This is a genomic window from Clostridium sp. C2-6-12 (genome assembly GCF_009928485.1).
Taxonomy (GTDB): domain Bacteria; phylum Bacillota; class Clostridia; order Clostridiales; family Clostridiaceae; genus Clostridium.
Genome location: NZ_JAABNP010000030.1, coordinates 30,682 through 43,470, shown reverse-complemented (window position 1 = coordinate 43,470; position 12,789 = coordinate 30,682). Strand labels below are relative to the sequence as shown.

At 28.9% G+C, this 12,789-nt stretch carries 12 protein-coding genes; 8 read left to right on the top strand and 4 right to left on the bottom strand.

The features are described from left to right. Window positions 1-66: 66 nt before the first annotated feature. Entirely contained in the window at window positions 67-231 is a 165-nt protein-coding gene (locus GXK56_RS27865) for a hypothetical protein (RefSeq protein WP_202127926.1), read from the bottom strand. 440 nt (window positions 232-671) lie between these two features. On the opposite strand from GXK56_RS27865, the gene GXK56_RS20735 reads away from it, so the two are divergent. After that, window positions 672-1,835, top strand: coding sequence for a hypothetical protein (locus GXK56_RS20735; protein ID WP_160690984.1), 1,164 nt, complete (start codon window positions 672-674; stop codon window positions 1,833-1,835). A 1-nt stretch (window position 1,836) separates the two neighbouring features. Beyond that, window positions 1,837-2,805, top strand: coding sequence for an aminoglycoside phosphotransferase family protein (locus GXK56_RS20730; protein WP_160690982.1), 969 nt, complete (start codon window positions 1,837-1,839; stop codon window positions 2,803-2,805). A 173-nt stretch (window positions 2,806-2,978) separates the two neighbouring features. Here GXK56_RS20730 and GXK56_RS20725 read toward each other — a convergent pair whose 3' ends face one another. The 3 genes from GXK56_RS20725 to GXK56_RS28305 all read right to left on the bottom strand — a co-directional run bounded on the left by GXK56_RS20725 (window position 2,979) and on the right by GXK56_RS28305 (window position 5,174). Then, window positions 2,979-4,334: a DUF6179 domain-containing protein gene (locus GXK56_RS20725; protein ID WP_160690980.1), complete on the bottom strand. Its 1,356-nt coding sequence runs from the start codon at window positions 4,332-4,334 to the stop codon at window positions 2,979-2,981. Between the two features lie 6 nt (window positions 4,335-4,340). Further along, window positions 4,341-4,808 (bottom strand): DUF6323 family protein, encoded by a 468-nt coding sequence (locus GXK56_RS20720; protein ID WP_202127925.1) that lies wholly within the window; start codon window positions 4,806-4,808, stop codon window positions 4,341-4,343. 213 nt (window positions 4,809-5,021) lie between these two features. Beyond that, complete coding sequence (locus tag GXK56_RS28305; RefSeq protein WP_243156202.1) at window positions 5,022-5,174, bottom strand: hypothetical protein; 153 nt, start codon at window positions 5,172-5,174, stop codon at window positions 5,022-5,024. Between the two features lie 530 nt (window positions 5,175-5,704). Between GXK56_RS28305 and GXK56_RS20710 the strand changes: the two genes are divergently transcribed. The 6 genes from GXK56_RS20710 to GXK56_RS20690 all read left to right on the top strand — a co-directional run bounded on the left by GXK56_RS20710 (window position 5,705) and on the right by GXK56_RS20690 (window position 12,524). Then, a complete protein-coding gene (locus GXK56_RS20710; RefSeq protein ID WP_160690978.1) occupies window positions 5,705-6,493 on the top strand; it encodes an AraC family transcriptional regulator in 789 nt (262 codons plus the stop codon). A gap of 67 nt (window positions 6,494-6,560) precedes the next feature. After that, a complete protein-coding gene (locus GXK56_RS20705; RefSeq protein WP_160690976.1) occupies window positions 6,561-7,682 on the top strand; it encodes a glycoside hydrolase family 88 protein in 1,122 nt (373 codons plus the stop codon). Window positions 7,683-7,772: 90 nt separating this feature from the next. Further along, window positions 7,773-9,827 carry a DUF2264 domain-containing protein gene (locus tag GXK56_RS20700; protein ID WP_160690974.1) on the top strand — a complete coding sequence of 685 codons (2,055 nt, stop codon included), beginning with the start codon at window positions 7,773-7,775 and terminating at the stop codon, window positions 9,825-9,827. 267 nt (window positions 9,828-10,094) lie between these two features. Further along, window positions 10,095-10,202: a hypothetical protein gene (locus tag GXK56_RS28300; RefSeq protein ID WP_243156201.1), complete on the top strand. Its 108-nt coding sequence runs from the start codon at window positions 10,095-10,097 to the stop codon at window positions 10,200-10,202. A 268-nt stretch (window positions 10,203-10,470) separates the two neighbouring features. Further along, window positions 10,471-11,586, top strand: a complete 1,116-nt coding sequence (locus GXK56_RS20695) for a cation diffusion facilitator family transporter (protein WP_160690972.1) — start codon at window positions 10,471-10,473, stop codon at window positions 11,584-11,586. 239 nt (window positions 11,587-11,825) lie between these two features. Next, window positions 11,826-12,524, top strand: a complete 699-nt coding sequence (locus tag GXK56_RS20690) for a FadR/GntR family transcriptional regulator (protein ID WP_160690970.1) — start codon at window positions 11,826-11,828, stop codon at window positions 12,522-12,524. Window positions 12,525-12,789: the final 265 nt, after the last annotated feature.

The window sequence follows — 12,789 nt, the reverse complement described above, 5'->3', positions numbered from 1 at the left end:
AATATGTTAAATGCTACTTATTGTTAAGATGAATCCTAAAGTGGTTAAAAATTTGAGTTTAAAATATTAGTTGCCAAATCTGTTGAAATGTTGGCTACTAACGCCTTGGTCCTTTATAGACTTATGCTTTGCATTAGGATTATGGTTATGTCCTTCTTCAGTTATTGGAGTTTGATAATTACATTTTTCCATTCTTGCTGTTTTGTTATCTGGTTGGCTATCCTTTGGCATAAAAATACCTCCTTAGCATTGTGGTTTTACAAAGTTAGTTTGTACAGTACTTAATAAATTATCCGCTTAAATAAAAAAATAAGTTATTGACAATTATGTGATGCTGAGATAAATGAAGAACAGATGTATAGTTGTAAATATAAGTTTGGTCAAGCCTTAGGAAAAATGCATAACATTAAAAATAAGAAAATTAGTTATACACAAGTGCGTTTGCAGAATACGTGGAAGCATGTTTATTACGGTATGATATTTATTCTTATGAAACACCTTTATATGAAAGTTGCATCTATAGTATAATGATTAAAATAGATTGAAGTAAATGGAATTATAGTATGAGAATTTTGAAATGATAATAAGGGGATTATAGTATTTTTATCAATAAACAAGGTTGATTTTATATATTTCGATCCCAAATATATTTTTTTGAATGGGGGATATGAATGGTGAAAAATATATATTCAGAAATAGTATCAGCATATCATGGGTTAAGGAACTTATTGGGAAATACCTTCCGTGAAGAAAACGTAATTACTAAAACAGCTAAAGATTATAAAGATTTATCTGAAGTACTAAATGATTATAAAAGACTAAGTATTTTGGCTAAAGAAGAAAATGAATATGTGTATAAAAAATTAATTTCAACAGTATATTATATTCGAAATTTATTAAAAGAAGATATTGATTATAAGGAATATGTCAAAAACACAATAGGTGCAGAGGTAGTCTTTACATCACAAAAGGAAATAGATCAATTAATCAAGGTAATAAAAGATAAATTTATGAAAATGGGAATTGAATATAGTAAAGAAGAAATTCAAAGTAAGTTTTACAATCTGAATATAGATATGTGTGAATTAGAAGAATATATGAACAAAGAGTTAAATAGACAAACAAAAATAGCTGAAGATTATCTAGATTTAAAATTTAATGCAGCTGTAGGTATTAAATTTATTGAAGATGAGAATATTCCATATAAATATCGTCTTAGTATAGATAAAAATGGATATATTTTAAATGTTAATAAAGGATTAATAAAAGGCTATTTAAATGAAACTTCTTTGAAATATGCAATTAGTCATGAAATATGTGGTCATGCATTTCAATTATATTCATGGAAAAATGGAATATTAAGTGGAAATATAAATGAAGTATGTGGATGTGAAGAGGACTATGGTACTGAAATTTTTCAACTTGAAGGAGTAGGCGAATCTATATGCTATTTTGTATTTAGAAATGAGATAGATTCAAAAATGGAAATAGAATTATTACTGGATTACTTACATCATTTAGTACAAAATAATAGCTATATATTATTTAATAATGGAGAAAATTTATCTGAGGTAGTCAATTATTATAAAACCAATTATATCTTAGCAGAACCTGAAGAAATAGAAAAACGAATAAAGCTATCAAAGGGTGATTCTTTTTATAAAGCCAATTTATATGTATATGGAAGCAGTCTTAGTACTTTTAAAAACATCTCAGATGATCTCACAGAAGAAAAAAGAAAAATATTTTTTAGAGAAATGTACACCAGTCCAATGTGTTATGATGAAATTATTAAATATTATAAAATGTTGAATATGACTGAAGGAGGATTTTAAGATGCATTCAAGAACAAAAGCAGAAATAAGCGAAGAAAATTTATTAAAAATGCTTGAAGTAGCAGGTATTAAGGATTTAATTAAAATAGAGGAATTAACAGGTGGAGAGTTTAATGTAGCTTATATGATATATACAAAGGCTGCAAAGTATATACTTAAAATTGGACCAAGCGAAGGAACAATAACTCTTACACATGAAAAAGGCATTATGGATGTTGAGCTAAGGGTGTATGAACAGATTAGAAAACATACCAATATAAAAATTCCTGAAATAATACATAGTGGTCATGAAGTGATAGGCAATCACTGGTTTATAATGAGCGAGCTTCGAGGAAAGTTATTATGTGATGCAGAGTTAAATGAAGAGCAGATGTATCACTGGCAGTATCAATTTGGTCAAGCATTAGCAGAAATGCATAACATTAAAAATGAGAAATTTGGATATACTCAAGTACGTTTGCATGATACTTGGAAGGATGCTTATTACGATATGATATTTACTCTTATAGAAGATGCTGATAAACAAGGAAATATGCTTCCAGAGTTATCGAAAATACTTCGCTTTATAAGAAAATGGGAAGGCGCTCTTGAAGAGGTAAAAGTTCCTAGACTTATACATTATGACTTGTTTGATAATAATGTATTTGCTGATGAAGCTGGTAATTTTGCAGGATTTATAGATACTGAAAGAAGCTTCTTTGGTGATTATTATGCAGACTTTTTTGCCATAGATTATCTTGGGTATCTTGAAGATAATAAGGGATTGATAGATGGATATAATTCTAGAGCAGAAGAAAAAATTGAATTTACTCCATATGCAAGAGCAAGGCTTGCGCTTTCACGTTTGTTACTTGGACTTATTATGTTTACAGAAGGAACTACAAGACTTGCGCTTTCTGATCCAGAGCATTGGGACAGAAAGCATTTGGCATCTGTTATAATTAACTTTGCTTTACATGAACTTGATTAAATAAGCACTTATAAAAAGAGTGGCTATGCCATAATACGGAACTTTTCACATATAAAAAGAGCAGCTATGCTGCAATAGGGAACTTTCCTGAAATACTGAACTTCCCACCTATTAAAAGAGTGGGAAGCTCAATCAAGAACTTTAATACTAAAAATATTCTTAGACGCTTTCATTTAAATAATATTAATTTTTTCTTTAATCTTTCCAATGTTCTTTTGATCTTCTTCACTTAAACTTAAAAGGTATTTCTTAAATTCATAGTACCATTCTTTTTCATAACTATCATTAAAACTAAAATCTGAAATATGTTTTGCTAAAAGAATAATGTGAGTCTTTGATAAGTTTTTGAAGAGAGAAATAAATTCATCTCCAAATAAACATTCTGCATTTAGTATATCTATTAAATCTTCCAAACTACTAATATTATTATTTATTAATTTAATCTTATCTTGAATAGAAGAACTTTCTCTGATTTTTTCACTTAAATGCTTAAATGCAGTATTGCTTATTTTTTTGCCATCTATATATTCTATGGATTCTTCGTTTATATTTTCTTTAAAAGATATAAATACAGTTTCTAATTTATTTACTTTGATGCTTTCGTATAGCCAATCAGTTAATTTGATTGTGGATTTTTTTATATAGCTTATTAAAGCCTTGTTTTCAATACTTAAAAGCTCGCAGCACTTATCAGCACATTGTAAAAGTTCACTTTGTAACTTGTCAGAAGATAATTTTCCTAATTTACTTTTAATAATTTCTCTATCAGATTTACTAAGATTTAAGCTGTTAAAGGATTTATTGCAAATAATTAAACCTAATGAATTAATAAGAACTAATTCAAATACATTTATTAAAAGCTCTTCACTTTTTTTATCATATCCCTTAAGTAACTCATTAATTTCATTTATATCAAAATTACTGCAAAATTCATTTTCTAAGTTTAAGATTTTTAAATAATTGCTTATATACTCAATGCCTTTATAATTCATATTGTCCATGTAAAGCTGATAATCTATTGAACCTGAACCTTCATGTGGAGTGAAAAAATACTCATATTCTTTAAAAAATAATGGAATTCCATGATCTATAGTATCGTCATAGGAGTAATTATTAATCTTAAGTTTATTTTTCAAAATGTATTCTAAAAGTTTTTTGCTTTCTTCTACTGTGTTTTTTATTAAATCTCGACCAGTTTTTAGTATTTGAGATAAGGTATTATTCTTTAAATTCTGTATTATCAATTCAAGAGTATCAAGGGTTTTTAAATAAAAACCTATTGTGTAATCAATACCCTTTAGCAAGTTTTCTGCTACTTCAACCATAACAGAGCTACTTTCATCTTTAGTGTAATATTTTAATTGTGTTTTTAGCAGCTCAAGCCTTTCATAAGATATTCTCTTTAAAGTTGTATCATCTAAAAGTTTTCTCTCATGGCAGGCTACTAAAAGATCTTTAAAAAAATGATCTTCACTAAAATTATTTTCTAAAAAGAAGCTATATTTTTCAATGCTATAGGAATTTGCCACAACTCATCAATCCTTTTCACTTTCAAGATTTGTATAATCTTTTACACCATTTCTTATATTGTCAGCTATTTTATATAAAACCTTTCCTTCTAAAAGTTCCAAAGAGCCTTGACAATAGTTATCAAAATAGTCCTTCATGATTTCGATAAGTTCATCATCACCTATAAAATCCAAAGTTTCATTTTTATAATTATAAAAAATTTCAACAAGCTCATTTATTGTATCGCTATAGTTATACTGTGAAATATATGGTGAATCGGAAAAGACAGTAATAATTTTATTTATAATTTGACCATTAAATTCAATTCTACCGCTTTTTTCTAGAGCTATATTCCTTGTTTTCATGATTTCTTTAACATTTTCTTCAGTAAGTTTTAATCCATAATCACGTGTGATTTCATTACATTCAATAATTTCATTAAATACCTGTTTTTCTAGTGAAGTGTTGTCAAACATATTAATAATTTCACTCAATTTTAAAACTCCTTTCAAAAAAAGTATTGACTTCTATTTTTAAATGTGTTATGATAAAAGCATATACTTATAATATGATATTATACTATTGGCACGTTCAGTTGTCAATGGGTTTGATGTATAAGGAGTATCTTCAAATTTGAAGATACTCCTTTTTATTGAGTTACTTATATATTTAAGATGGTAATATATTAGCTTTAATATTATTTTTGTTTATTTTCGCCAGTTATTACTTTGTGCTCCATATTTATCTTTCCACCTAAATTCTTTAACTACTTTATTATTCTTAATTTGATAAGCTGAGTAGCATCCTTGATGAGGTAGTATATATACTTTTCCATTATCTTTAATCCAACCAGTTCTCATTTTACTATCAGTACCTAAGTAATACCAAGAATTTTTATTTTGTATCCAGTTTTTTTGTTTTTGATTATCTTTATAAAAATACCAACTTCCATTCTCTGATTTCCAGCCATTTAAGTTAACTCATAATAACATTCCCATCTAACTTGAATTTTTATCATTAATTTATTAATAATTCATGTATACTAAGGCAATATCGTTTTTTGTAAGAACGATTATTTTTGCATTATATATTTTAATGTTTTATTACATTTATATTAATATTTTGGAGAGGTAGCGGTTTTTCTATTAATTATTTTTACTTCAATAATTTTAAAGATCAAGGATAAAAATAATATTTCTACAGAAGGGAAAGTAGAAATAGAGATTATGAAGAATAGAGAGAAAGTAAAAATAAGTAAAGATCAAAAAGCAGGATATGTTAAGTTATAGTTGGATAGGATATTGTAAAGTTAAGATGGTTTGGTAAAATAAAACTGTAATGATAATAGCTATAGGGTATTAAAAAACAAGGATTTAATTAGGAGAAATATATGGTGAAAGTAAATATTGGAGGTTGTAATAATCATCATCCTCAGAATTTTGTAATACGAAGTGCTGGAGGCAGTAAAGATTATTTGTTAATAATCACAAAGTCAGATACTTCTTTTTCTATTGATGGAAATGAATACGAGACACCTCCAGGAACAATGGTTTTGTTTGATAAAAATGTACCTTACGATTATAGAAATAAAAATGGTGAATATATAAATGATTGGCTACATTTCGATTTTGATAGAGAAGACTCACCTTTTGAAAAGCTGAAGATTGCTTTAAATGAGCCAGTTGTTTTAAATGATATTACATCCATATCACTGATATTACATTTAATTATTAATGAAATGCATTCTAAAAGTCCATACAAAAATGAGGTATTAGATCATTATATGAAAATACTACTCTATCGCCTATCTGAGCATATACAAAATAAAAACGATTCCATTAAATCGCACCCTATGTATCAAAAATTATTGGAATTAAGAGCTAAAATTTATAATAATCCTCAAGAAAAATGGACTATTAATCGAATGTGCAGGGAATTAAATGTTAGTACTTCTTATGCCCAGCACATTTATAAAGATACCTTTCAGATAAGTTGTATGAACGATGTAATCAATGCAAGAATAGAGCAGGCTAAATTTTATCTTTTACAGTCTGTACTTTCAATCAATGCAATTGCTGAAAATTGTGGTTATGAAAGCGAGATTCATTTTTCAAGACAGTTTAAGAAGGTTACAGGTATGTCACCAAGAGAGTATCGTGATACATCTATAGCAAAATAAGATACAGCTTAATAATATATAAATACTTATAAAGAAAGCTTGGAAAAAGAGGCGGAGGAAAACATAAATGAAAGAATTAAAGTGGGCAGAAGAGATTGTAGAAAAAATTATTAAAAAATCTGAAGTTGTTGCTAATCGAAATAAGAAAAACATACCTTATACAACTATTTATGGTAGATTTAATGACATGGTAGAAAGTAATCTATGTTGGTGGACTAATGGTTTTTGGGGAGGTATAATGTGGCAATTATATAATGCTACAAAGAATGATTTGTATAAGGAAATTGCAGAAAATAATGAAACGCTATTAGATAAAAATCTTATGGAGTCACAAGGATTAGACCATGATAATGGTTTTAAATGGCTTCCTACAGCAATTGCAAATTACAGATTAACAGGAAATCCTGAGTCTAAAAACAGAGGTATACTTGCAGCAAATAATCTTGCAGGAAGATTTAATCCATCAGGTTCCTTTATACGTGCATGGAATGACTGTGGGGATGGTAATACTGCAGGCTGGGCAATTATAGATTGCATGATGAACCTTCCTCTTCTTTATTGGGCTTCAAAGGAAACTAATGATCCCCGTTTTAAACAAATTGCAATCCTTCATGCAGATACTGCACAAAAATATTTCATTAGGCCAGATGGTTCTTCAAATCATATTGTGGAATTCAATCCAGAAACAGGTGAGTATGTTAAAACGTTTGGTGGTCAGGGTTATGAAGAGGGCTCTTCATGGACTAGAGGACAGGCTTGGGCATTATATGGATTTGTATTAAGTTATATTTATACTCAAAAGGTAGAGTACTTAAATACAGCAATTAGAGTAGCAAATTACTTTATAGCAAACATACCAGAAAGTGGATTTATACCTGTTGATTTCAGACAGCCAAAAGACTGTACTTATGAAGATTCCACAGCAGCTGCAATTGCTGCATGTGGATTATTAGAAATTGCAAAACAAGTAAGAGAATCAGATAGTGAAATATATGAGAAGGCAGCTCTTAAATTAATAAAAACTTTAGCTGAAAAAAGATGTAATTGGGATGATGAAGATGATAATATTTTAGAAAAATGTACGGCTGCTTTTCATGATAAAGAGCATGAATTTTCAATTATATATGGTGACTATTATTTCATTGAAGCTGTATGGAAGCTAACTGGTAAAGAATTATTTATTTGGTAATGGGAGAGCTAAATAGTAAAGGCATTTTATTTAAGAATTTAGTAATTAAAGCAAAGATAACTGTTTATTTCATAACAAGGAGTGATAAAGGTGATTTTTAAACCAAAAACATTAGATTTTTCAATTAGTCCGTATACAGGGTTAACAAGAGAAAGCTGGATTGAAGCAGGTGAGTATTTATTAACAGGAGTTTTTCAAAATATTAAATCCTTTGAAGATCCAATTGTTATGCCTAGAAAGGAAACAGAGGTAACTTATCCTCATAAAAATTCATCTTCTGACTTGTATGAGTTAGAGATAAAGGCTGAGATTTTTGAGGGGCTTGCAAGGTCTTTCTTTATTGCGGCACCGCTTATACATAATAATCCGGAGCTTACAATCTGTAACTACAATATAAGAGATTATTATAAAAAACAGGTTTTAAGAGCCTGTATAAAAGGAGATACAAACTATGTAGGGGACTTCTTTGAATTAATGAATATTACCCAAAGCAAAGATCCTTTCAGAGCCTTTCAACAAACAGTTGAGACTTGTGCTTTAGTAGTATGTCTTTGGACATGCAAAAGTGAGATTTGGGATACTTATACTAAAGAAGAAAAGGATAAAATTGCTGCTTTTTTAAGTAGTTATGCTCATGCTAATACGGTTCCTCAAAACTGGCGTTTATTTAATATGCTAGATTTAGCCTTTTTATATAGAGAAGGCTATGAAATTGATGAAGAAATCATGTTAGACCACGCACAGGCTATTTTAAATTATTACGCAGGTGATGGATGGTACCGTGACGGTCACTCTTTTGACTATTATTCTTGCTGGGCTTTTAATGTATATGGGCCTATCTGGAATGAGTGGTATGGCTACGAAAAGGAACCTTACATTGCAAAACAAATTGAAGAAAACTCTAATAAATTAATGGAAACCTATGGTGATTTCTTCGATAAAGATGGCTTTACTAATATGTGGGGACGAAGTAATATTTATAGAAATGCAAGCACCAGTGCCTTTGATGGTAATTTCCTTTTAAAAAATTCAAAAGCAGATCCTGGGCTTTCAAGACGTATTGCATCAGGTTCACTCCTTCAGTTTTTCTCTAGAGAGGATGTTTTGCATGAAGGAGTGCCTACTTTAGGATTTTATGGACAGTTTACTCCTTTAGTTCAGGGATATTCTTGTGCAGGATCAACTTTATGGCTTGGAAAAGCCTTTTTATGTCTTCATTTTCCAGCAAATCATCCTTTTTGGACTGCAAAAGAAAACAATGGAACTTGGGATAACTTGTCAAAGGATGAGGTGAAGGAAACTGTTTTAAATGGACCTGCCTTATGTTTTACCAATCATGGTGCAAACGGAGAGACAATACTGCGTACAGGTAAGGTTGTAAAAAATATAAATGATGAACATGGTATGTGGAATTATTCTAAGTTATGTTTTAATACTAAATACCCATGGGAATCGGCTCCAGCAAAGAATGTAGAAGCTCAACAATATGTTTTGCAGGATATTACAGATGATACCTATGAAAAATGTAATGTAACCTTCTGGCATGGTTTAAAGGATGGAGTACTATATCGTAGGCAGTTTTTCAATTATGATTTAACAAAAGAATCCATGTGGATCCAGGCAGTAAACTTAGCAGATTTTCCTGTGAATTATGGAATCATGAGAGTTGATAAGCTTAGATTGTATAGAAGACCAGTTACCCTTACTTTAGGAGCTTATGGTTTCCCAGACAATGGAACAGAAGTTATTCATAGAGAAAAGGAAAATGCTAAAGCAATCATATTAAAAGGTCATGATTTTACTGGACACGAAAAACAGCTTGCAATGACAATATTTGATGGTTTTGATGAAATAGATATGATATGTAGTAAAGGTACAAACCCAGATTCAGAAAAATCAATTATAGTATATGGTAAGTTAACACGTAAAAAACAATATGGCTATGAACCATATATAATGATTTCTCAGGTTATTACAAAGGAAAGCCATGAAGATTTTACAGAAGATGAGCTATTTCCTATAACATTAATTGAATATACAGATTCAAAAAAATGTGGTGGCTATGGCCCTGTTAAAATTAATTTAAAAGATGGTAGTACTAAGACAATAATATTTGAAGGAATAGAAGAAAACTTACAATTATAAAAAAATGTGAATTCCGAAAAACTCAAATTCATTGCATATTTTATTTATTCTAAAAAATCTTTTTCTTTTCTTTTACCAAGTGATGATAGAATGAGAGCGAATAACGTCAATTTTGTCAGAACTATGTAATAACCAAATAGCAAATATATATAAAATTAAAAGAATACAGGGGAAATTTATTTGGTTGAAAGTGATAAAGGCAAGTTGATTATAGAAAGTTGTATTATTTATCACATACTGGAGCAATGGCTACAGGCTGGGTAAGTCTTGAGGGTAAGTGGTACAAACTATTTTTATGGTGATGGATCATTAGCAAATAATACAACAATTGATGGATATACAGTAGATGAAAATGGAGCTTGGATAGAAATTTAAAATTTAAATTTAGTATTTGAAATTATAATTCAAAAAGTGGCTTAATTAGTCACTTTTTTTGCTATTATCTATTTGATTAATATCTATAATATGATAAAAGGATTATACTCATAATAAAATGAAAGTCAACTTCCAAGAAAGATTTCTAGATTTAAAGGAATTTATCATGTTTCTAATTTTGTAGACTTGATATTTATTTGATTGTGCCTAATAATTAGATTAGCATTAATATAAAAATGCACAAAAATAGTTGGAGGAATAAAATTTTATGAATGAATATCAGTCAAAGCGTGAAAAGCAGATTATGAAAACTAGCGGAATTGGTATAGGTACTAATGTTCTGCTTGCTATATTTAAAGCCATAATTGGACTTGCATCAAATTCAGTTGCAATTATATTAGATGCAATAAACAATATAAGCGATGCTTTATCGTCTATATTAACTATAGTTGGAACAAAACTAGCTGCAAAACCGGCAGATAAAAAACATCCTTATGGTTATGGAAGGATGGAATATATTACTTCAATAGTGGTTGCAGCAATAGTACTTGCAGCAGGAATAAGTTCTTTTATTTCTTCTGGAGAGAGGATTTTCAAGCCAGAAGAAGTTTCCTATTCAAAAGTAACTGTTGTTATTATATTAGTGGGGATAGCTTCGAAATATCTCCTTGGGCGTTATGTAAAAAAAGTTGGAAATGAAGTTAATTCTAAAGCGCTTATTGCATCAGGAGCTGATGCATCATTTGATGCACTCATTTCTACTGCAACCTTAATTTCTGTTCTTATATCAATTATTTTTAATGTAACAATAGATGGATATGTTGGTGTAATTATTTCTATTGTTATCATAAAAGCTGGGATAGAGATGATAATGGATTCTTTAGATGAAATACTTGGTAAGAGGCCAAGTAGTACGTTAACTAAAGCTATAAAAGAAGATGTTATGAGCTATGAGGGTGTAAAAGGAGCTTATGATTTGTTACTTAATAATTATGGACCTGTTAAAATGACGGGCTCAATACATATAGAAGTAGATGAAAATGCAACTGGAAAACAGATATTTGTACTTACAAAAAGAATTCAATCAGCCATAATGAAAAAGTATGACACTTTTTTAACAATAGGTATTTATATTGTAAACTCAGATGATGAAACTTCTGAAATGTCAGAAAATATAAGAAAAATAGTAATGTCCTATGAGTATTTGTTAGAAATACATGCATTATATATAGTTCAAGAAAGAAAGCTTGTGACTTTCGATGTGGTAATAGATCTTGCAGCAGATAATCCAGAAAAAATTAGAAGTAATATAGAAAAAGAACTTAAAGGGAAATATGAGGATTTTACATTTATGATAACTTATGATACTGATTATAGTGACTAATATTAATTAAATTTCATAGAAGACTTAATAGTTTTATTTACATATATATGTTTTAATGAATATAAAAGAATTAAAATATAAATCAAAATTATCATAAATAGTTACATTTACTTTTTCATAAAAGCATGTATTTTAGGTGTATAATAATTATTTCGCTTAAAGTATATGCTTTTAATTTAAGAGTATTAAAAAATTATGATATAGTAATATATATAAATAAAGGAATAAGGGAGATACATATGATAGAACCTAATAAGACCACAAAAGTATATGAGCAAGTTATAGAACAAATTAAAAGTAAAATAAAAAGTGGAGAAATTAAAAAGGGAGATAAATTACCATCTGAAAGAGAAATGGCAGAACTAATTGGTGTGTCAAGAACATCAGTAAGGGAGGCAATAAGAGCCTTAGAAGTGGTTGGTTTAGTAGAAAGCAAGCAGGGAGCTGGAAATTACATAAAAACTAACTTTGACAATTCATTATTTGAGCCTCTTTCAGTAATGTTTATGTTACAGGAAAGTTCTGTTAAGGAAATGTATGACTTAAGAGAAACATTAGAATTAGAATGTGCTAAATTGTCAGCTAGAAATATAGAAGATAATGAACTTGCACTTTTAACTGCAATAATGGATAGAATGTATTTAGCAGGAAGCGAAGAGGAAAGTCTTGAACTCGATATTAAGTTTCATTACTTAATTGCAAAAGCTTCACGAAATGTATTGTTAATAAATATGCTAGATGTTATATCTCAGCTTATGGATGAATTTATTAAAAAATCTAGAATGCAGATTTTGCATGAGGGGAATACAAAAGAAAGTTTATTGGAAATACATGAAAATTTACTTAGAGCTTTGAAATTCAAAGATGAATCAAAAGTATGCAATGCCATGAAGGAGCACTTTGATTTAATTAGAAAAGCTTATGGATATGATGATTAGTCACAATCAAAATACTTGGATTATCAATAGGGTTTATGTTGATAATTCAAGTATTTTTTTATTTTCTAATAAGCAAAATTTAAAGAAAATGTGTGAATTAAAACAAAGTTTGTTAAAATATTAACTATTATTTACAAGGAATATTTAGGAAGGTATAATTAATTTGTCAACTGGTAGTACCAATTATGAAATGGTATGATAAGTTTGTGGATAAAATTGTTAATAGTGTTAAGCTAATGTAAATAGTGAAGGAGAGGAAAAAATT

What these genes read in the sequence shown, in the direction of transcription:
- GXK56_RS28305 (WP_243156202.1), bottom strand. Translation starts at nt 5,174, where the DNA reads ATGAGAACTGGTTGGATTAAAGATAATGGAAAAGTATATATACTACCT.
- GXK56_RS20710 (WP_160690978.1), top strand. Translation starts at nt 5,705, where the DNA reads ATGGTGAAAGTAAATATTGGAGGTTGTAATAATCATCATCCTCAGAAT.
- GXK56_RS20735 (WP_160690984.1), top strand. Translation starts at nt 672, where the DNA reads ATGGTGAAAAATATATATTCAGAAATAGTATCAGCATATCATGGGTTA.
- GXK56_RS27865 (WP_202127926.1), bottom strand. Translation starts at nt 231, where the DNA reads ATGCCAAAGGATAGCCAACCAGATAACAAAACAGCAAGAATGGAAAAA.
- GXK56_RS20690 (WP_160690970.1), top strand. Translation starts at nt 11,826, where the DNA reads ATGATAGAACCTAATAAGACCACAAAAGTATATGAGCAAGTTATAGAA.
- GXK56_RS20730 (WP_160690982.1), top strand. Translation starts at nt 1,837, where the DNA reads ATGCATTCAAGAACAAAAGCAGAAATAAGCGAAGAAAATTTATTAAAA.
- GXK56_RS20695 (WP_160690972.1), top strand. Translation starts at nt 10,471, where the DNA reads ATGAATGAATATCAGTCAAAGCGTGAAAAGCAGATTATGAAAACTAGC.
- GXK56_RS20705 (WP_160690976.1), top strand. Translation starts at nt 6,561, where the DNA reads ATGAAAGAATTAAAGTGGGCAGAAGAGATTGTAGAAAAAATTATTAAA.